Source organism: Rhizobium tropici CIAT 899, from assembly GCF_000330885.1.
Taxonomy (GTDB): Bacteria; Pseudomonadota; Alphaproteobacteria; order Rhizobiales; family Rhizobiaceae; genus Rhizobium; species Rhizobium tropici.
The window spans coordinates 1,859,999-1,878,599 of record NC_020059.1 but is presented as its reverse complement, the minus strand read 5'-3'; the positions used below and the strand labels follow the sequence as shown (position 1 = coordinate 1,878,599).

19 protein-coding genes are annotated in these 18,601 nt (G+C 60.6%); 9 read left to right on the top strand and 10 right to left on the bottom strand.

All coding sequences use genetic code 11. The annotated features are described in order from the left end of the window. The first annotated feature begins 18 nt into the window (after nucleotides 1-18). Entirely contained in the window at nucleotides 19-537 is a 519-nt protein-coding gene (gene secG, locus RTCIAT899_RS09200) for a preprotein translocase subunit SecG (RefSeq protein ID WP_015339948.1), read from the top strand. Nucleotides 538-671: 134 nt separating this feature from the next. After that, entirely contained in the window at nucleotides 672-2,309 is a 1,638-nt protein-coding gene (locus RTCIAT899_RS09195) for a CTP synthase (RefSeq protein ID WP_015339947.1), read from the top strand. Nucleotides 2,310-2,341: 32 nt separating this feature from the next. On the opposite strand, the gene ftrA is transcribed toward RTCIAT899_RS09195, so the two are convergent. Continuing rightward, entirely contained in the window at nucleotides 2,342-3,394 is a 1,053-nt protein-coding gene (ftrA, locus tag RTCIAT899_RS09190) for a transcriptional regulator FtrA (protein ID WP_015339946.1), read from the bottom strand. 65 nt (nucleotides 3,395-3,459) lie between these two features. Between ftrA and RTCIAT899_RS09185 the strand changes: the two genes are divergently transcribed. The 4 genes from RTCIAT899_RS09185 (at nucleotide 3,460) to RTCIAT899_RS09170 (ending at nucleotide 7,532) form a co-directional block, all read left to right on the top strand. Next, nucleotides 3,460-3,852, top strand: a complete 393-nt coding sequence (locus RTCIAT899_RS09185; RefSeq protein ID WP_015339945.1) for a rhodanese-like domain-containing protein — start codon at nucleotides 3,460-3,462, stop codon at nucleotides 3,850-3,852. A 138-nt stretch (nucleotides 3,853-3,990) separates the two neighbouring features. Beyond that, nucleotides 3,991-5,040 (top strand): HoxN/HupN/NixA family nickel/cobalt transporter, encoded by a 1,050-nt coding sequence (locus RTCIAT899_RS09180; RefSeq protein WP_015339944.1) that lies wholly within the window; start codon nucleotides 3,991-3,993, stop codon nucleotides 5,038-5,040. An 86-nt stretch (nucleotides 5,041-5,126) separates the two neighbouring features. Next, a complete protein-coding gene (locus tag RTCIAT899_RS09175; RefSeq protein ID WP_015339943.1) occupies nucleotides 5,127-5,660 on the top strand; it encodes a FecR domain-containing protein in 534 nt (177 codons plus the stop codon). A 12-nt stretch (nucleotides 5,661-5,672) separates the two neighbouring features. Then, a complete protein-coding gene (locus tag RTCIAT899_RS09170) occupies nucleotides 5,673-7,532 on the top strand; it encodes a CHASE2 domain-containing protein (protein WP_015339942.1) in 1,860 nt (619 codons plus the stop codon). Between the two features lie 19 nt (nucleotides 7,533-7,551). On the opposite strand, the gene RTCIAT899_RS09165 is transcribed toward RTCIAT899_RS09170, so the two are convergent. After that, nucleotides 7,552-8,151, bottom strand: coding sequence for a LysE family translocator (locus RTCIAT899_RS09165; protein ID WP_015339941.1), 600 nt, complete (start codon nucleotides 8,149-8,151; stop codon nucleotides 7,552-7,554). A 97-nt stretch (nucleotides 8,152-8,248) separates the two neighbouring features. Between RTCIAT899_RS09165 and RTCIAT899_RS09160 the strand changes: the two genes are divergently transcribed. Next, on the top strand, nucleotides 8,249-9,124 hold the full coding sequence (locus RTCIAT899_RS09160; protein ID WP_184461907.1) for a LysR family transcriptional regulator: 876 nt from the start codon (nucleotides 8,249-8,251) through the stop codon (nucleotides 9,122-9,124). A 23-nt stretch (nucleotides 9,125-9,147) separates the two neighbouring features. Here the strand turns inward: RTCIAT899_RS09160 and RTCIAT899_RS09155 are convergent, their stop codons facing one another. Next, the gene (locus RTCIAT899_RS09155) at nucleotides 9,148-10,236 is read right to left on the bottom strand and encodes a citrate synthase/methylcitrate synthase (RefSeq protein WP_015339939.1); all 1,089 of its coding nucleotides are present in this window, start codon (nucleotides 10,234-10,236) and stop codon (nucleotides 9,148-9,150) included. An 84-nt stretch (nucleotides 10,237-10,320) separates the two neighbouring features. Here RTCIAT899_RS09155 and RTCIAT899_RS09150 point away from each other — a divergent pair, with 84 nt between their 5' ends. Further along, complete coding sequence (locus RTCIAT899_RS09150; RefSeq protein ID WP_015339938.1) at nucleotides 10,321-11,454, top strand: citrate synthase; 1,134 nt, start codon at nucleotides 10,321-10,323, stop codon at nucleotides 11,452-11,454. A gap of 55 nt (nucleotides 11,455-11,509) precedes the next feature. On the opposite strand, the gene RTCIAT899_RS09145 is transcribed toward RTCIAT899_RS09150, so the two are convergent. The 3 genes from RTCIAT899_RS09145 to tehA are packed head-to-tail and all read right to left on the bottom strand — an operon-like array spanning nucleotide 11,510 to nucleotide 13,567. Further along, entirely contained in the window at nucleotides 11,510-12,145 is a 636-nt protein-coding gene (locus RTCIAT899_RS09145; protein ID WP_244441450.1) for a dienelactone hydrolase family protein, read from the bottom strand. Between the two features lie 21 nt (nucleotides 12,146-12,166). Further along, nucleotides 12,167-12,538 (bottom strand): VOC family protein, encoded by a 372-nt coding sequence (locus RTCIAT899_RS09140; protein WP_015339936.1) that lies wholly within the window; start codon nucleotides 12,536-12,538, stop codon nucleotides 12,167-12,169. Between the two features lie 27 nt (nucleotides 12,539-12,565). Next, complete coding sequence (gene tehA, locus RTCIAT899_RS09135) at nucleotides 12,566-13,567, bottom strand: dicarboxylate transporter/tellurite-resistance protein TehA (RefSeq protein WP_015339935.1); 1,002 nt, start codon at nucleotides 13,565-13,567, stop codon at nucleotides 12,566-12,568. Nucleotides 13,568-13,871: 304 nt separating this feature from the next. On the opposite strand from tehA, the gene gnd reads away from it, so the two are divergent. Continuing rightward, the gene (gene gnd, locus RTCIAT899_RS09130) at nucleotides 13,872-14,897 is read left to right on the top strand and encodes a phosphogluconate dehydrogenase (NAD(+)-dependent, decarboxylating) (protein ID WP_015339934.1); all 1,026 of its coding nucleotides are present in this window, start codon (nucleotides 13,872-13,874) and stop codon (nucleotides 14,895-14,897) included. A 126-nt stretch (nucleotides 14,898-15,023) separates the two neighbouring features. Here gnd and RTCIAT899_RS09125 read toward each other — a convergent pair whose 3' ends face one another. From RTCIAT899_RS09125 to trpD, 4 genes are read right to left on the bottom strand one after another with little or no spacing between them, the layout of a single operon-like run. Further along, nucleotides 15,024-16,250, bottom strand: a complete 1,227-nt coding sequence (locus tag RTCIAT899_RS09125; protein ID WP_015339933.1) for a molybdopterin molybdotransferase MoeA — start codon at nucleotides 16,248-16,250, stop codon at nucleotides 15,024-15,026. Between the two features lie 3 nt (nucleotides 16,251-16,253). Beyond that, a complete protein-coding gene (gene moaC, locus RTCIAT899_RS09120; RefSeq protein WP_015339932.1) occupies nucleotides 16,254-16,748 on the bottom strand; it encodes a cyclic pyranopterin monophosphate synthase MoaC in 495 nt (164 codons plus the stop codon). A gap of 1 nt (nucleotide 16,749) precedes the next feature. Continuing rightward, on the bottom strand, nucleotides 16,750-17,565 hold the full coding sequence (gene trpC, locus RTCIAT899_RS09115) for an indole-3-glycerol phosphate synthase TrpC (RefSeq protein ID WP_015339931.1): 816 nt from the start codon (nucleotides 17,563-17,565) through the stop codon (nucleotides 16,750-16,752). A gap of 6 nt (nucleotides 17,566-17,571) precedes the next feature. Then, nucleotides 17,572-18,594 (bottom strand): anthranilate phosphoribosyltransferase, encoded by a 1,023-nt coding sequence (gene trpD, locus RTCIAT899_RS09110; RefSeq protein WP_015339930.1) that lies wholly within the window; start codon nucleotides 18,592-18,594, stop codon nucleotides 17,572-17,574. Nucleotides 18,595-18,601 lie beyond the last annotated feature (7 nt).

The window sequence follows — 18,601 nt, the reverse complement described above, 5'->3', positions numbered from 1 at the left end:
CCGGGCAGGACTGGATCTATGCAAACCGTACTGCTTGTCATCTATCTCATGATCGTCGTCGCCCTTATCGGCGTGGTGCTGATTCAGCGCTCCGAAGGTGGCGGCCTTGGCATTGGCGGCGGATCGGGCTTCATGTCTGCGCGCGGTACGGCCAATGCGCTGACGCGCACCACGGCCATTCTTGCGGCGCTGTTCTTCGCACTTGCGCTCGGCATGAACGTGCTATCCCGCTTCGAGGCACGTCCGACCGACGTTCTCAATCGTATTCCGAGCACGGCGGGTCAGGGCAACGGTATCCTCGATTCGCTTGGTGGCCAGAAGGGTGCTGCTCCGGCAACCACCCAGCCGAAGCCGGCCGACAATAGCGGCGTGCCGAACAGTGGCGCCGTTGCTCCGCAATCGCAGGCGACCCCGCCGGCCGCAACGAATCAGGCAGCACCTGCGCAGCAGGCTCCGGCCGCGACGGGTCAACAGACCGCGCCGGCGACGACCACTCCCGCGCCAGCCGACAACGGCGGCGTTCCGACCGGTAAGTAATTCCGGTCGCCAAAGATCATCCCCGGCAGGTCCTCGGATCTGCCGGTTTTGTTTTGTCCATATTCCGCGTTCTGTAGCCAAAATTCCGGAAACGAATTTTAGGGCTAGCGGAATCATTTGTGAAAAGGTATCCGGTGACTCCCATGGCGCGATATGTATTCATCACTGGCGGCGTGGTTTCTTCCCTCGGAAAAGGAATTGCGGCTGCGGCTCTCGGAGCGTTGTTGCAGGCTCGTGGTTATCGAGTCCGCCTGCGCAAACTCGACCCCTATCTGAACGTGGATCCGGGCACCATGAGCCCGACCCAGCACGGTGAGGTCTTCGTCACCGACGACGGAGCGGAAACCGACCTCGATCTCGGCCACTACGAGCGCTTCACCGGCCGCTCGGCCACCAAGACCGACAACATCACCACCGGTCGCATCTACAAGAACATCATCGACAAGGAACGCCGTGGCGACTATCTCGGCGCGACCGTTCAGGTCATTCCGCACGTTACCAACGAGATCAAGGATTTCGTCACCGAAGGCAATGACGAGTATGATTTCGTCATCTGCGAGATCGGCGGCACGGTCGGCGATATCGAAGCCATGCCTTTCATGGAAGCGATCCGCCAGCTCGGCAACGACCTGCCACGCGGCACGGCTGTTTACGTTCATCTGACGCTGATGCCGTATATTCCGGCTGCTGGCGAATTAAAGACCAAGCCGACGCAGCATTCCGTCAAGGAACTGCAGGCCCTCGGCATCCATCCCGATATCTTGCTCGTGCGTGCCGACCGGGAAATCCCCGAAGCCGAACGCCGCAAGCTCTCGCTGTTCTGCAACGTGCGGGAATCTGCCGTCATTCAAGCGCTCGATGTTGCGAACATCTATGACGTGCCGATGGCTTACCACAGGGAAGGCCTGGATAACGAGGTGCTGGCCGCCTTCGGCATCGAGCCGGCTCCGAAGCCGCGTCTGGAACAGTGGGAAGAGGTCTGCAATCGCATCCGCACGCCGGAAGGCGAGGTGACCATCGCCATCGTCGGCAAATATACCGGCCTCAAGGATGCCTATAAGTCGCTGATCGAAGCGCTGCACCACGGCGGCATTGCCAACCGGGTCAAGGTCAAGCTGGAATGGATCGAGTCCGAGGTCTTCGAAAAGGAAGATCCAGCACCTTATCTCGAGAAGGTGCATGGCATTCTCGTTCCCGGCGGCTTTGGCGAGCGCGGCTCCGAAGGCAAGATCCTGGCTGCCCGTTTCGCGCGCGAACGCAAGGTGCCATATTTTGGCATCTGCTTCGGCATGCAGATGGCCGTCATCGAAGCGGCCCGCAATCTGGCGGGTGTCGAACATGCCTCGTCGACCGAGTTCGGCCCGACCAAAGAGCCGGTCGTCGGTCTGATGACGGAATGGCTGAAGGGCAACGAACTGCAGAAGCGCACCGCATCAGGCGATCTCGGCGGCACCATGCGTCTCGGTGCCTATAAGGCGGCCCTGAAGAAGGGCACGAAGATTTCGGAAATCTACGGCTCCACCGATATTTCGGAGCGCCATCGCCACCGCTATGAAGTCAACATCGACTACAAGGATAAGCTGGAAGATTGCGGCCTGACCTTCTCCGGCATGTCACCGGATGGCGTGCTGCCTGAGACGATCGAATATGCGGATCATCCCTGGTTCATCGGCGTCCAGTATCACCCGGAACTGAAATCCCGTCCACTGGAACCGCATCCGCTGTTCTCCAGCTTTATCGAAGCGGCGACGGAACAGAGCCGGCTGGTATAGAGCACTTCACCGAAGCGCTCTACATCTTTGTTTTACGCAGTTCCGGATGGAAAACCGCTACGCGCTTTTCCTGGAACTGCTTTGAGGACTGCAAATCGCTTGCGGTAGTCGCTTGGGCTTACCGCAAGCCTCTCCCGAAAATGATGGCGCATGGTGGCGAGCGATCCAAACCCGCTTGCCACCGCCACATCGTCAAGCGAAATAGCGGTCTGTTTCTCCAGGAGATCGCGGGCGCGCCGCAGCCGCTCGCTGAGCAGCCATTCGCCCGGCGCCATGCCGGTGGTCGCCTCGAAACGGCGCTGGAAGGTTCGCACGCTCATATCCGCTCGCGCGGCAAGTGCCGAAATGGGCTGATCTTCCTGCAAACGCTCGCGCATCCATTCTAGCAGGGGGCCTAAACGCGCGCCCTCGCGCTGCCTTAAAACCGGCGTCTCGATATACTGTGCCTGCCCGCCTTCGCGATGCGGGGGCACCACCAGACGGCGGGCGACGCTATTGGCGGCGTCAGGTCCGAAGTCCCGACGGACAACATGCAGGCAGAGATCGATCGCAGCGGCACTGCCGGCGGCCGTGAGCACCTTATCCTCATCGACATAGAGAACATCGGCATCGACCGATATATCCGGATAGCGCGCGGCAATAGAATCGACATAGCGCCAATGCGTCGTCGCCTTGCGGCCGGCAAGCAAGCCGGCGGCGGCGAGGACCGCGACGCCAGAGCAGAGAGACATGACGCGGACGCCGCGGCGGCTCGCCGCTTGGAGCTGGGCAATCAGCGGAGCAGGGACCGGCGTGCCTATGCCGCGCCAGCCGGGCACGACGATCAGATCGGCATCAGCAATGACCTCGAGGCCATGATCGACCTGCGCCGTCAGCCCACCCGCGGCACGCAGTAGGCCTTCCTCGATCGCGCAGGCGGAAAAGCGATACCAATTCTCACCCATCTCCGGTCGCGGCAGGCCGAAAATTTCGTAGGCGACACCGAATTCGAAGGTGCAGAGCCCGTCATAGACGAGGGTGACGACATGTGGGCCGTGAAGATTGGGGTTATCTGAGTTTGGCATGATATTAACGTTATATGGCATTTCGGCCAATTTCAACCACGGGATCCCTCAGGCATGAATGCACCGAAGCAAAGAAGGAGCGTTCCATGTCGCTAGTCAGTGAAATCCCAACCGCAGATCCCAGTCTCGTCGCCGAGCACTATGCCAAGAGGCTTGGCTTCGAAACCGATTGCTCCGACGTCCACCAGTCCATGAAGTCAGGCAATGTCGACTTCGTCCTGCTCGATGTCCGCGGCCCTGCCATGTTCCAGGAGAAGCATATCCCGGCTGCGATCAATCTGCCGCATGGCAAGATGACCGCGAGGAAGATGGCGGAATGGCCAGACGATACCCTGTTCGTCGTCTATTGCGCCGGGCCGCATTGCAATGGCACTGACAAGGCTGCTTGGCGCCTGGGCACGCTCGGCAAGCGCGTGAAGGTCATGATCGGCGGCATGACCGGCTGGGCCGATGAAGGTTATCCGTTCGAGAAGGGCTGAACGCGAGGGCAGGCTGGCATATGCCGGGTCTGCCCATTTTTACGACACTGCGAAAAACTTCGGCATCTACGTCATTTGACTGTCGCGCCGCATTCGTTTCCGTGGCAATCTGCGAGTAAGCATAACGGGAACAAAAGTATGATTCTCAATCCATTTGACGATCGCGCGGAAAAGCCGAGAGCGAAGATCGCCTTCACCTTCGCGCTGCTGATCGCTTTCAATATTGCCGCTTGGATCTGGGCCTGGGTCGCCTTTGCAGACCGCCCGTCTTTGCTTGGCATTGCGCTTCTTGCCTATATGTTCGGCCTACGCCACGCTTTCGATGCCGATCACATCGCCGCCATCGACAATGTCGTGCGCAAGCTCATTCAGGAAAAGAAGCAGCCCTATGCCGTCGGCTTTTTCTTCTCGCTCGGTCATTCCTCTATCGTCGTAATCGCCTCGATCCTGATTGCCGCGACGGCAGCTGCCATGCAGAGCCAGCTCGATTCGTTCCATGATATCGGCGGCGTCATCGGTACGACGGTTTCGGCTGTTTTTCTGCTGCTGATCGGTATGGCCAATCTCCTCGTCCTGAAGGGCGTGTGGTCGGCCTTCAGAAGAGCGCAGAGGGGTGAGCGGATCGCCGAGGAAGATCTCGATACGCTGCTTGCCGGCGGCGGCTTCCTGGCGCGCATCTTCCGGCCCATGTTCAAGGTCGTAACCCGCTCCTGGCACATGTATCCGATCGGCTTCCTTTTCGGCCTCGGCTTCGATACCGCAACGGAAATCGGGCTCCTAGGGATTTCCGCCGCTCAAGCCGCGCAGGGCATGTCCTTCTGGACCATACTCGTCTTTCCGGCGCTATTTACCGCCGGCATGTCGCTGATGGACACTCTCGACAGCACGCTGATGACAGGCGCCTATGGCTGGGCCTTCGTCAAGCCGGTGCGCAAGCTCTGGTACAATCTGACCATTACCGCGGCTTCGGTCGTCGTCGCCGTCTTCATCGGCGGCATCGAGGCTTTGGGGCTCATCGCCGACAAACTCGGCCTCGAAGGCGGCTTCTGGAGCTTCATCGGCGAACTTAATGACAATCTCGCCAATTTCGGCTTCGCCGTCGTCGGCATTTTCCTTTTGAGCTGGCTGGTTTCGACGGTGCTCTATAAAGCCGGAGGCTACGACAACTTGCAGATCAATCGCTCATGACGCATCATTGCGCCCGGGGATCGAGCATGTTTTGACTGGACATCGTCGTCCGCGGCTCCAGTTATATGCGATGAGGGGCCACCACCATGATCCATGCAAGCAGTATTCGCAGCCTAGGACTGACGGCAGGCATCCTGTTCGTCATCGGCGCCGGCACAGCTTTCGCGCAAGGTGTCACGAATTGCCCGCTGCAGCCGACCGTCAGCACCGAACGCCGAACTTTGAATTGTCAGCCTGGGCTTAGCATCACCGTCGAGCGCGGGGCGCATTTCCACCTTGCTGATCGAAATCGGGATGGCCGGGTGGATGCTATCGTGCTCGATAGCAAGGCGGCCTTGGTCGATGTGGACAGTAGCCGTGTTCAGGGTGGATTCGAAGTTGTAACGCCGCAGGCGATCGCTGCCGTCCGCGGCACGCGATGGGCCGTCGACGCGCAACGTGGCAAGACATCCGTGCTCGTGTTGCGCGGCCGTGTTGCGGTTAACAAGGTATCGACCGAGCAGGGGGTGACGCTCGGGCAAGGGCAAGGCGTCGATGTGGATCGCACCCGCTCTGCCTTGCGTGTCAATCCGTGGGGACAGCCGCGCATAAACGCCTTGATGGCACGCCTCGGCCAGTGAGATCCCGACGCCATGCGCAGACCATCGCTGCAAACGCTGATTGCGCTTCTCTTGACTGTCGCCTGGAGCCTGGGTCTTGGCATTGCGCACCTGCGCGGCGACATTCCCTTCATCGACGGCGCGGAAGCAACGCTTACAAATCTCCGCAATACGCTCGGGGGCCATAGCCAACCGCCCGATCTCGTCACGATCGTCGCCATCGACGATGAGACCTCGCGAGTGGCCGGGCGCTATCCCTTGCCGCGCGCCACGCTTGCCAGGATCGTTGATGCCATCGCCGCCCAGGGACCCAAAGCCATCGCCCTCGACGTGCTTCTGGTCGATCCCGGTGACGAAGCCGGCGATGCGGCGTTGGAGCAATCACTCAAGCGAACCAAGGTCGTGCTGGCCGCAGCCAGCATCTTTCCCGAAAGCCGCCAGCGCGTTGTCGACAACAGCAACGAGCCTCTCGCCCGCGTGCCCAGCGCGTTGCAATTCCTCGAGCCGCAGCAGCGGTTCGCCGATGCCGCAAGCTATGGGATCGTCAATCTGCAGACCGACAAGGCGGGCACGCCGCGTTTCGTTCCGATGCTGTTTCGCAGCGGCGAACGGATCGAGCCATCCTTTTCGCTGCGCGTGGTTTCCGCCGCAAGCGGCGAGCAGACGACTGTTCTTTCCGACCATATCAAGATCGGCGACCGCTCCATCCATACCGACGCCGGCTATCTCATGCCGCTCTCGTTCTACGGTCCGCGCGGAACGATCCGCACCATCAGCGCCAGCGCGGCGCTGAGCGGCCAGTTGCCTGAAGCCGCGATCAGGGACCATGTCGTCGTTATCGGCGCGACCGTTACGGGGGGAGGAGATGTCTTTCCGACGCCGTTCGATCCTGTTCTGCCCGGTGTCGAGGTTATCGCGACCTCGATCACGCATCTGATTGCGGGGGATGGCCTGGTACGCGACCGCAACGTCCGTTTTATCGACCTTTATTTCGCCGTCGGCCTGCCGATTGCCGTTGTCAGCCTTCTTTCATGGCGGCGCAGCACCATAGGCCTGATCACGGTGCTGGGCGTCGTCCTCCTTTGGTTTGCCGTCAACGTCAGCACCTTCAAGCACGGAATTTGGCTAAGCGCCGCCCTTCCGATTGCGGCAACTGTCCCGCCGGCGCTGCTGTTTGGCGCGATCCAGCTTTGGCTCGACCGCAGACGTGCCACCCGCTTCGCCGAGCAAAGCCAGCTGCTGCAGCGCATCCAGGCGCCTGGTCTGGCCGAGCATCTTGCGCGCGATCCCGGCCTTCTCGCAGAGCCGGTACATCAGGAGGCGGCCGTCGTCTTCATCGATATCAATGGCTTCACCGGCCTTAGCGAATCGATCGGCCCGACCGCCGTGCGTGAACTGCTGAACGGCTTCTACAATCTCGTCGACGAAGAAGTCACTGCATCCGGCGGTGCCATTACCAGCTTCATGGGTGACGGCGCCATGATCCTTTTCGGCCTGCCGCATCCCAAGCCTGCCGATCCTGCCAATGCAGCGCATTGTTGCATTCGCCTGGCGCACCGCATGAGAGACTGGCTCTCGGCACTGCCGCAGGGAATAACCTCGCGAATCGGTTTCAAGATCGGCGCTCATTTCGGCACCATCGTCGCCTCGCGGCTCGGCGGCGGCGATCGTCAACAGATCACTGCGACGGGTGATACGGTCAACGTTGCCAGTCGCTTGATGGAGGTTGCCGCAGGTCACCATGCGGAGGCTGCCATCAGCGCCGACCTCTTGCTTGCGGCGGGTCGCGACAGCACTCCCTTCAAAGAGGGGCACCTCAACGGCCCGATCGAAACAAGCCTGCGTGGCCGCGCCGGTTCTTTGACAATATGGCTTTGGCGCGGTCGGCCGTGATCCGAGATCTCAGCGGGTCTTATTCGTACCACATGGGAACGATTGAAATCACGAGGAGGCAAGCGAGAGAAATGTTGAGTGCTCGCCATTGCCAGGCCGTTTTCAAGAGATGTCCGAGCATTTGCCCCAGAGCGCACCAAACCGCCAAAGAGAAAGCGGCGATAAGGCAGAAGGTCACGCCAAGTAGGAATGCAAGTCTGGCCGGACTATCCGCCAGCGCGGCAAAGGAGGCGGCAGCGCCCATTGTCATCGCCCAACCCTTGGGATTGTGCCAGAGCATCCAGACGCCGGCAAGGAAGCCTGTCGGCCTCACCATCTGCGCCGCCTCGTGCGGCTGGCCGCTTCTGCCGATTCGAATAGCAAGCCAGATCAAATAGAGCGAGCCCAGCGTCTTCATGGCAATTTGCAATATTGGCAAGGCCATCAAAACGCCACCCAGCCCAGCCGCCGCCGCACCGGCCATGGAGCCCAGGCCGAAGGCAAAGCCGCCCATGACAGGTATCGAGCGGCGGAAACCGAAATGCGCACCGGACGCAGTCGCGAGCGTGGTCGCACCGCCCGGCGTTATGGTGGAAACCAATGCGAAGAGTACCAGCGGCAGCAAGGGTTCGATCGTCATATCCGGCCTTTCTCTAATTGAAAAAGGCTTAGACGCGGCTCCAGCATCATGAAATCGAATATTGAAGGATCGATGCATTAGCAATTATAATGCCTGCATGATCCGAAACTTTGATATTGCCCTCATCAGAACCTTCGCCACGGTTGCCGACCAAGGGAGCATGACGATTGCAGCCAATATGCTGCATATGACCCAGGGCGCCGTCAGCCAGCAGATCAAGCGGTTGGAGGACATGCTCGGCTGCGCTCTGTTCGAACGGGACAGACGCGGATTGCGGCTGACGGAGGCCGGTGAACGCCTGCGCGGCAATGCCCGCCGCCTATTGGCGTTGAACGACGAGATCTGGGACGACATGACGGAAAGCACGGTTCGCGGCGGCGTCCGGCTCGGCGTTCCCTATGACCTTGTTGGAGCGACGCTGGCGCCCGTGCTGAAATCCTATGCCGAGCGCCATCCGCAGGTGGAGATTTCGCTGGTCTGCGCATCGTCGCCGGAACTGCTGGAAGAGCTGGGGAAGGGAACCGTCGACCTCTGTGTGGCGGAGGAACCATATGGCACGTCGCAAGCCGAATGCCTTGCTGTGGAGCGGCTCGTCTGGGTCGGAGCGAAGGGCGGCAACGCTTATCGCAAGGTGCCGCTGCCGATCTCGATGGTTGCCGATACCTGTGCCTTCCGATCGTCGGTCTTTGCCGCACTCAGCAAGGATGGGTTGCGCTGGCGGACGGTCTTTGAGAACGGCAATATCGAGGCGACCACGGCGACGGTGCGCACGGATCTGGCTATCACCGCCTGGCTCGCTTCGACCGTTCCGGCTGATCTCGATATTCTCCCCGTCGAGCAGGGTCTGCCCGAATTGCCGGTCTTTTCGATCAATCTGCATTTGCCGAAAAGTGGCGCGACACCGCAAGCGTTAGAGCTTGCCCGCCATATCCGCGAGGGCATGATGCGGCCGCGCCAATCCGCGGCCGCCTAAGTTCCGTCTTCCGATAGACTGACTTATGCCGCCTTCGGCAGTGGACCGACATAGCGCGATTGCGGGCGGATCAAACGTCCGTCAAGCGTCTGCTCGCGGGCGTGGGCGATCCAGCCGACCGTGCGGCCGATCGCGAAGACGCCGGTGAAGGAGCTGCGGGGGAAGCCAAGGGCATCGAGCAGCAGGGCGGTGTAATATTCGACATTGACGTCCAAGGGCCGATCCGGCTTGCGCTCTTTCAACAGCGCCAGTGCCGCCGTCTCGATCGCTTCCGCCAAGGCGATACGTCCGGCATCTGCCTGTCCGCTGGCAAAGATCGGCTTTAATGCCGTCTTCAGCGCATCCGCGCGCGGGTCGCGGACGCGGTAAATGCGATGGCCGAAGCCCATCAGTCGCTCGCCACGATCGAGCGCCTGCGACAGCCAGGCACGTGCATTTTCGGGCTTTCCGACACCGTCAAACATATTAAGGACAGGGCCGGGCGCGCCGCCATGCAGCGGTCCCTTGAGGGCGCTGATTGCTGCAAGCACGGAGGAGGTCAGGCCGGCCTGGGTCGAGGCGATGACGCGGGAGGCGAAGGTCGACGCATTCAAGCCGTGATCGGAAATCGTCACCAAATAGGCATCGAGACCTGCCGTCTGCTCTGCCGTCGGTAACCGGCCCGTCAACATGCGCAGGATATCACCGGATTGGGACAAGGATGCATTCGGCCTTATCGGTGCTTCGCCTTTCTGCAATCGCAAGATGGCCGGCAGGAAAACGGCCGGTGCCGCCATCAGGCGGATCGCGGTGGCGAAATCCTCGCCGTCGGCCACGCGTGCCAGCAAGGCACGCACGGCATCCACCGGCGGCAGTGCGAGCAGAGCGGCATCGGCAGCCTCAACATGCGGGAAAAGCGCAACGCGAGCCGCGCCGAGTTGAGTTCGGATGGAAGCTGCATCGATATGTTCGTCAAACAGGCCATCCAGCAGCAGTGCCGCAACATCCTCGAAGCGGCTGGTTGCCACCAGATCATCGAGCGACACGCCGCGGATAATCAGGCGACCGGCAGCGCCGTCGACGTCGGACAGCTTGGTTTCTGCGGCAATGACATCTTCAAGACCACTTTTCATTACGGTTCTCCTTTGACTATCCGATTAGATCGGATCTATTCCTATTGACGTCAATCTTGATGCAATTGATCAATATGAGAACCGATGAGCTGGCTGACGGCAGAGCAGGCGCTGAACCTGCTGGGAACGAAATCACAGACGCTCTACGCCAATGTCAGCCGCGGGCGCATTCGTGCGAAAGCCGATCCCGCAGATACGCGGCGCAGCCTTTATTTCGCCGATGACGTCAAGCGATTGGCCGCCCGCCATGCCGGAAGGCGCAAGACGGAGGCGGTGGCCGCCGAGGCCATTCAATGGGGCGATCCGGTATTGCCATCGGCGCTGTCCACGGTTTCGAACGGCAGGCTTTTCTATCGCGGCCAGGATGCGGCGATGCTTGCCGAAAGCGCAAGCCTCGAAGATGTCGCGCTGCTGCTTTGGGACATGAAGCGGCCATTGCGATTCGAGCCAAACGCCGCGCGGCGGAAGCCGCCCTCCCTGGATAGCGCTTTCTCCATGCTTGCCGAGCGCATAACAGGCGACCTGCCGTCGCTCGGACGCTCACTTCCGGCCCTCCAAAACGAAGCTGAAAGCGTATTCGGTACGGTGGCTGAAGCATTGGCTCCGGGCCCGTGGGATCAGCCGCTGCATCGACGTCTCGCGACTGCCTGGAACCGTCCGGATGCCGAGGATGTGATCCGCCGTAGCTTCGTCCTGCTTGCAGATCATGAGCTGAACGCTTCGACCTTCACCGCGCGGATCACGGCATCGTCAGGCGCAACATTATCTGCGGCCACCCTATCCGGTCTTTCGACGCTGACGGGTCCGCTGCATGGCGGCGCATGGCAGAGCGCGCGCACGCTGATCGCGCGAGCGGCCACGACGGGAGTGGACGAAGCGGTGCGCAGCTATCTGGCGGAAGGACGGCCATTGCCGGCTTTCGGCCATCAGCTTTATCCTGACGTCGATATCCGTGGCGAGGCGCTGCTTGGCTGCTTCACACTGCCTCCGCTCTTCGCCAGGGTTCGCGATGTCGGCGAGCAATTGGTCGGTGAGCGCGTCAATGTTGATTTCGCACTGACGGCGATGACCCACGCCTATCATCTCCCGGAGGATGCACCGTTGATCATTTTCGCGCTGGCGCGGACGGTCGGCTGGCTTGCGCATGCCATGGAGCAGGCCACCAGCGGCAGGCTCATTCGGCCGCGTGCGCGCTATGTCGGTCCGCCGGTAGAGTGATTTGGCGGCTGGCTGCGGTGAAGGCCATATGGTCCCAAACGAGCACAGATACGCGCTATGGAAAGAGGCTTTCGATGAAGGCTGCAATATCCATGTGCAAAGGAGAGTTCGGCGTAGCGGCGTCAATCCGATAGAAATCGTGCTGCTTTCCTGCGTAGGCTTTCCAACAACGTGGAAGAGTGTTGTTCCAACTTTCGGTTGGCCGATATGGGTCGGCCTCTCCCCAAAGTACCATAGTCGGTATATTCAAAGGGGAAGTTTCCAAGCGCAGTCTCGTTGATGACACGCAGATCAAAGCCTTGAGCTCCAGCCCCTCCTTGACCGCATTCCATAAAACAGTTCCACCTGCGCTGAAGCCGATGCCGACACACATGCGTCCATCAAGTTCGAGAAGTCCTCGAAGCGCTTGTTGCAAACCACCTTTATTGAAAAGGTGGTCGTGAAGATTTTCTCCACTCAGGTCAGGGCGCCCGCTGAGGCTGGCAAGTTGTAAACCGCGGTGCCTAAAGCCTCCGGCACCCAATAGTTCGACAAAAGTTTCCGGAAAGCCATGGATATCGCTAACGACCAACGAGTCTTGCGTTCTTGAACGGCACATACTCAGACCATTTTTTATCGTTTCGATAGCCGCATTGCCTTCGCACCGATTTGGCGTATGCGCTTTGTACGGCCACCCGTACAGTGACTTCACAGGAAATGCAGCTCCCACCACTCAAGTCATCGGCAAGTGACAAACCGCTTCGATGTTGTGGCCATCCGGATCGAGAACGAAAGCGCCATAATAGTTCGCATGATAGTGAGGACGAAGCCCGGGAGGGCCGTTGTCGATGCCGCGGGCTGCAAGCGCCGCCCGGTGAAATTCGTCAACGATTTTCCTGCTTTCGACCGTGAAGGCTATATGTGCACTTGTTTGTGGCGCATCGCGCTGACCGATCCAGAAGAAAGCCTTCTGTCCAACGCCGTAACCCGCAAATCTTTCGCCTTCAGCATAAAGACGCTCTATGCCGATAGCGCGCAGCACCGTGTCATAGAAGATCTTCGATCGCTCGAGATCGCGAACCCCGATCGTCACATGATCAAGCAAATCACCCTCCAAAAGTGAGATTGAGCTCTACCGCTGGCCAACGGTGCCAGCGTCGCGGTCGGCAAGCGCGACCCAGCCGATGACGAGTTTGCGGTTGGCAATCAGCCGGATCGTCGCCAGCGCGATCAAACCGACGACGATATTGGCGGCGGCGAAGAGAATGGGGGCAAGTTGCGTGACTGCGCCGACATCGCCACGCTCAACAAGGCGCATAGGGGCAGTCGCCAGTGCGGTCGCGCCGAAGGTGAAGGCCCAATAGGCGGGGCTGAAACCTTCTTTCATGATCCAGGGCAGGAGGCGCAACATGATCAGTGCCTGCAGCAAGCCATAGCCGATCATTGCGTGGACGAGCATATCGGGAGGGCCTTGGGTGACGCTGATATAGGCTAGCGCACCAACGGCCGGCGGAGCCAGCTGAATTCCAAGGGTCGGCCGCAGCGGCGCGGCCAACGCCGGTCCTGTCAGTAGGCGATGCAGCAGCGCGGATTCGATCGCAAGCCAGGCGAAGAAGCTGGCGCCGAAGAAAAGCTGCGCCCATTGCGGAAAGCCGAGGGCGGCGCCGACGATAGCGGTCACGAAGCTGCCGGCGACACTTGGCAGATAGAGCACGGCGGTCGTCGCGGCAATATCGCGTTCGCCCTGCCAGAGCCCTCCCGTGCGCCAGACGGAGAATGCCAGGGTAAAGACGGCGCCGATCAGGAATATGGTTTCGGCACCGATGCGCGAATAAGGCAGCAGGCCACCAGCCACCAGCATGGTTGCGACACCGACGAGGCCGATGAAGCAGCACTGGACAGGGTGCACCACTTCCTTGAAGGCCTCCTCGCGCGCAACCATCCATTTTAAAGCGTAGAGCACGATCAGCACCAGCCAGACGGCTAGCGCAACAAAGGTCAGCACTTCACCGATAAGGGCCGGCAGGTGCCAGATGCGTCCACCCACGCGCCACGCATTGGCGAGACCGGAAAGGCCAAGAACCATACCGAAAAACGAAGCTGGAACCAGCGGCAGTTTCAAAGACGCAGTCATATGCCCCCTTTTTCGCCCTATGTGAGGCCCACCTGAAAGAGAATTGTGCAAGGAATTCGAGATCGATGCTAAATCTATCAACGCGAACGGGAAGCAAAATACAGCTTTCCTCCAAGCCGGCAAAGCGCGATCATGGAGAAAAGCGGGAGGCTTCGGCATGCGACATCACGGATGCGTGAACGCGCGCATTTTTCTCCGCTCCATGGCTCCTGCATAGCTCTCCCGTCATTTGTTCATTGGAAAATATTGCGAAATATCTCTATGCAGTATTCAAACGATTGAAACCGTCCTAGGAGACTGAAACATGCAAATCGGAATGATTGGCCTTGGCCGTATGGGCAACAACATGGTGCAGCGCCTGATGCGAGGCGGTCACAGCGCCGTTGTTTTCGATGCGCGCCCGGAAAGCATCGCCGGGCTTGAGCAGCTCGGCGCCACCGGCAGCAAGTCTCTCGCGGATTTCGTATCGAAGCTTGCAAAGCCACGCGTCGTCTGGCTGATGTTGCCGGCGGCAATCGTCGATCAGGAACTGGCGGCGATCGTCCCGCTGCTGGAAGAGGGCGACATCGTCATCGATGGCGGCAATTCCTATTATCACGACGATATCCGCCGTGCCGAAGAGCTGAAGCCGAAGGGCATTCACTATGTCGACGTCGGCACCAGCGGCGGCGTTTTCGGCCTCGAGCGTGGCTATTGCCTCATGATCGGCGGCGAAAAGGAAACCGTCCAGCATCTGTCGCCGATCTTCGCAACGCTGGCCCCCGGCGTCGGTGACGTCGCTCCGTCGGCAATGCGCTCGGAAGAGGCTGCCAAGAACAGCACGGCAGAACAGGGCTATCTGCATTGCGGCCCCTCCGGCGCCGGCCACTTCGTCAAGATGGTCCATAACGGCATCGAATATGGCCTGATGGCCGCCTATGCCGAAGGCCTGAACGTGCTGCGCCATGCCAATATCGGCAAGCAGGACGCCGAGAAGGACGCTGAAACCGCGCCGCTCTCGCATCCGCAATACTATCAGTATGATCTCGACATTGCTGAAATTTCCGAAGTCTGGCGCCGCGGCAGCGTGATCACCTCGTGGCTGCTCGACCTCACGGCCGACGCGCTGCATGGCGACGCAGCTCTTTCGCAATATGCCGGCCGCGTTTCCGACTCCGGCGAAGGCCGCTGGACGATCTCGGCTGCGATCGACGAAGGCGTTCCGACGCCGGTGCTGAGCGCTGCGCTTTACGGCCGTTTTGCTTCGCGTGGCAATGACGATTACGCCAACAAAGTTCTCTCCGCCATGCGCGCCGGCTTCGGCGGCCACCATGAGAAGCCGGTAAAGTAATTGATCGGCGTATCGATCTGATGATTGCGAGCCGGGTGGGTCAAACCCCCCGGCTTTTTCGTGCCCCCTTTTATTGTCTTAATGCTTCTAGCGGGAAAGCCGCGCTAAGCACTTCCCCGGGTAACTTCAGCCCAGCAGATCGGGCCGCAGGACTATGACTGGAGTGGGCGAACCCGCTTCCAATTGCGGTGCATGCGGCGGGCGGACGACCAGGCAGTCGGCGCGCGAAAAGACTTTCATCATCGACGAATCCTGCTTAGAGAAGGGCTCGGCGAGCCAGCTGCCATCGGCAGCTTTCGTCAGTGTTGCGCGGATGTAATCCTGTCGCTGATCGTTGACGGCAAAGGGCACGGCGGCGCGCGCAATGCCTTCGCGCCTCACCGGGGGTAGGGATGCGAGCTTTCTTATCAACGGCTCGAGAAAGAGCAGGCCACAGACGAGGCTGGAAACGGGATTGCCGGGAAGGCCGAGGACGTGCATATCGCCAAGGCTGCCGACCATCAGCGGCTTGCCAGGGCGCATGGCGATGCGCCAGAAATCCAGCTTCATGCCGGCTGCTATCATCGTTGCCTGTACCAGATCATGATCACCGACAGAGGCGCCGCCGAGCGTGACGATGATGTCGGCCTTGGCCACCTGCGCCCGACCGATAGCAGCGGTGATCTCGTCGCTGTCGTCGGCGACGATGCCGAGATCGAGCACATGCGCGCCGGCATTGCGCGCGAGTGCGGCAATGCCAAAGGTATTCGAGGCAATGATTTGCGATGGCCCTGGTTCATTGCCCGGCGCCACTAGCTCGTCGCCGGTTGCAAGAATCGCCACAAGCGGCCGGCGATAGACATCCAATGCAGGATGATTCATGGCCGCGGCGACCGTAAGGCGCGAAAAATCCATGACAGTAGCGGCCGGAAGCACGGCTTCGCCTTCCAGGAAATCCTGTCCGCGCGGGCGTATGTGCTGCCCCTTGCGCAAGGGGTAGCTGGTTTTGATACGATCGCCGTCTAGCCGTACGGCGTCTTCCTGCAGGAGAACCGAATCGGCGCCCGTGGGAACGGGAGCACCGGTGAAAATGCGCACCGCTTCGCCTTTGCCGACGCTACCATCGAAGGCGTGGCCAGCGGCAGAGGCACCGATGACCTGCAGCTCCGAACCCGGCATTGCCGCATCATCGAAGCGCAGCGCGTAACCATCCATCGCCGAAGCGTCGAAAGGCGGCTGTGTCAGACGGGCCGTCAGATCTTTGGCGAGAACCCGGCCTTCGGCCATATCGAGTGGAACGCTTTCAACACGATGGATCGGCGCTGCACTGTCCAATAGGCGCGCCTGCGCTTCGGCAACGGGCAATAGGCTCATGTGTCAGGCCCCCGGATGGCGGAAATCCCCCGATTTGCCGCCGGATTTCTCCAATAGAGTGATACCGCCGATTTCCATGCTGCGATCGGCGGCCTTGGCCATGTCGTAGATCGTCAGGCAGGCGACGGAAACCGCCGTCAGTGCTTCCATCTCGACGCCGGTGCGGCCGGTCAGTTTTGCCGTCGCGGTGACACGCAGGCCGGGCAGGGCGGCATCCTCTACGATGTCGACGGCAACCTTCGTCAACATGAGGGGATGGCAGAGCGGAATGAGATTGCTGGTCTGCTTCGCCGCCATGATGCCGGCAAGCCGCGCCGTGCCGATGACGTCGCCCTTCTTGGCGTTGCCCTCTCGGATCAGCATCAGGGTCTCCGGCTTCATCCTGACGTAGCCGGTCGCGGTGGCGCTGCGTGCCGTCTCGGCCTTGTCGCCGACATCGACCATATGAGCTTCGCCCGAAGCGTCGATATGCGTAAGACCGGCCTTCTCGGTGCTCATTTCATTCAGCCGCCAGAATATCGGTTTCGCCGTTCAGAAGCAGTTTGGTTGCCGCCGTCACATCGTCCTTGCGCATCAGGCTCTCACCGACGAGGAAGGTGCTGATACCCACGGCCTCGAGGCGCTTGCAATCGGCATGGGTAAAGACACCGCTTTCACCGACCAGCAGCCGATCCTCCGGCACCATGGGTGCCAGGTTCTCGCTAACCGTCAAGCTGACCTCGAAAGTGCGCAGATTGCGGTTGTTGATGCCGATCAGCGGGGAGGAGAGTTTTAGCGCACGCTCCATCTCTTCGGCGTCGTGCACCTCAACCAGCACGTCCATGCCGAGGCTGAATGCCTCGTCCTGAAGACGCTCGGCATCATCATCCGAAAGCGAGGCCATGATGAGGAGGATGCAATCGGCACCCCAGGCACGAGCTTCCTGCACCTGATAGGTGTCGAACATGAAGTCCTTGCGCAGTGCCGGCAGAGAGCAGGCCGCGCGGGCAGCCGTCAGGAATTCCGGAGCACCCTGGAAACTTGGCGTATCGGTCAACACCGAAAGGCAGGCGGCACCGCCGGCTTCATAGGCCTTGGCGAGGGCAGGCGGGTCAAAGTCGGGGCGGATCAGGCCCTTGGATGGGCTTGCCTTCTTGATCTCGGCAATCAGGCCGAAAGCGCCGGCATCCTTTTTGGCGAGCAGCGCCTTATGGAAACCGCGCGGCGCGGACTGTCCGGCCTGCATCGCCTTGAGGTCAGCAAGGGAAAGCCTGGCCTTGGCAGCGGCGATTTCCTCGCGCTTGTAGGCCTCGATCTTTTGAAGGATATCGGTCATGACGTCCTAGTCCTGTTCTTCCTCGTTGGAAACGGCGATAAGCTTTTCCAACGCAACGGCGGTGGCGCCGCTATCGAGCGAATGGGCCGCGAGCTTCATGCCATCATGCAGCGTTTCCGCCTTGCCGGCAATGACCAGCGAGGCCGCCGCATTGGCAAGGGCGATATCGCGATAGGCGTTCTTTTCGCCGGCGAGCACGGCACGAAGGGCTGCAGCATTGGCAACGCCATCGCCACCCTTGAGGTCGGCAAGGTCGGCATGCTGCAGGCCGAAGTCGGCTGGTGTCAGCTCAAAAGTGCGGATCTTGCCATTCTCAAGTGCTGCGACGGAGGTCTTGCCGGTCGTGGTGATTTCGTCCAGACCGTCGCCGTGCACGACCCAGACGCTTTCCGCATTGAGATCCTTCAGCACCTCGGCCAACGGCAGCACCCATTGCGGCGCGAAGACGCCCAGCAGCTGGCGACGGGCGCCAGCAGGGTTCGAAAGCGGACCAAGAAGATTGAAGATCGTCCGCGTGCCGAGTTCGACGCGCGAGGGACCGACATGGCGCATGGAGGAATGATGCAGCTGCGCGAACATGAAGCCGATGCCGGCTTCCCGAATGCAGCGGGCGATCGTCTCCGGCCCGATATCGAGCTTGATGCCCAACACGGATTGCGTATCGGCGGTGCCGGCCTTGGAGCTCTGGGCGCGGTTGCCGTGCTTGGCGACGGGCACGCCGGCGCCGGCAACGATGAATGCTGCCAGCGTCGAGATATTATAGGTTCCGACACCGTCGCCGCCTGTTCCGACGATATCGATGGCATCGGCCGGGGCTTTCACCGGCAGCATCTTGGCACGCATCGTGGTCACGGCGCCGACGATTTCGTCGACAGTTTCGCCGCGCACGCGCAGAGCCATCAGGAATGCGCCGATCTGAGACGGCGTGGCCTCACCCGACATCAGGATTTCGAATGCCTGCCGGGCTTCATCCCGCGTCAATGCCTCGCGATTGGCGACCTTGGCGAGAAAAGGTTTCAATTCGCTCATCGACTAT